Origin of the sequence: Enterobacter sp. 01-M-02-SI-ECC (genome assembly GCF_047530595.1) — a bacterium.
GTDB lineage: Bacteria > Pseudomonadota > Gammaproteobacteria > Enterobacterales > Enterobacteriaceae > Enterobacter > Enterobacter cloacae_M.
The window spans coordinates 1-939 of record NZ_JBLKCZ010000096.1 but is presented as its reverse complement, the minus strand read 5'-3'; the positions used below and the strand labels follow the sequence as shown (position 1 = coordinate 939).

General features: G+C 52.1%; 1 protein-coding gene. It reads left to right on the top strand.

Annotation, left to right across the window (positions count from 1 at the left end; translation table 11 throughout):
• Positions 1 to 905 (top strand): transposase (locus ACMWLG_RS25825; RefSeq protein WP_414763061.1); only part of this gene is annotated, 905 nt, incomplete at its 5' end.
• Positions 906 to 939 lie beyond the last annotated feature (34 nt).

Below are 939 nucleotides of genomic sequence, written 5' to 3'. Positions count from 1 at the left end.
ATTCAGGACCTAACAGAAAATATTTTGGTTCCGGACGTGGCATCACCTGGTACAACTTCGTCTCTGATCAGTACTCTGGATTCCACGGCATCGTTGTCCCCGGCACATTACGAGATTCCATTTTTGTGCTGGAAGGCCTTCTGGAGCAGCAGACAGGGCTGAATCCGGTTGAGATCATGACAGACACAGCCGGTACCAGCGACATTATTTTTGGCCTCTTCTGGCTGCTGGGATACCAGTTTTCCCCCCGGCTTGCCGATGCCGGTGAAGCGGTATTCTGGCGAGTGGATAAATCGGCAAATTACGGTGCACTGGACGAACTGGCACGTGGTTGTGCCGATCTGTCGAAAGCCGAGGATCAGTGGGATGAGATGATGCGAACCGCCGGTTCGCTGAAACTGGGCACCATTCATGCTTCAGAACTCATTCGCTCTTTGCTGAAAAGCTCGCGCCCATCAGGGCTGGCACAGGCGATCATGGAAGTGGGGCGCGTCAACAAGACGCTGTACCTTCTTAATTATATTGATGATGAGGATTATCGTCGGCGGATCCTGACGCAGCTAAACCGGGGGGAAGGCCGCCATGCTGTGGCGAGGGCGATCTGCTACGGGCAGCGCGGTGAGATCAGAAAGCGCTATCGTGAAGGTCAGGAAGATCAGCTGGGGGCACTGGGCCTGGTCACTAACGCAGTGGTACTGTGGAACACACTTTATATGCAGGAAGCCCTGAGCTGGATACGCAGTAATGGAGAAGAAATCGGGGTTGAAGATATCGCCCGGTTGTCCCCACTGATGCACGGGCATATCAATATGCTGGGGCATTATACGTTTACGCTACCGGAGGATATTTTGAAGGGGGAACTGAGAGAACTAAATTTCAATTTAAACAATGAATTAACTTCTTAGCGTACGTTTTCGTTCCATTGGCTCTCAAACCCCT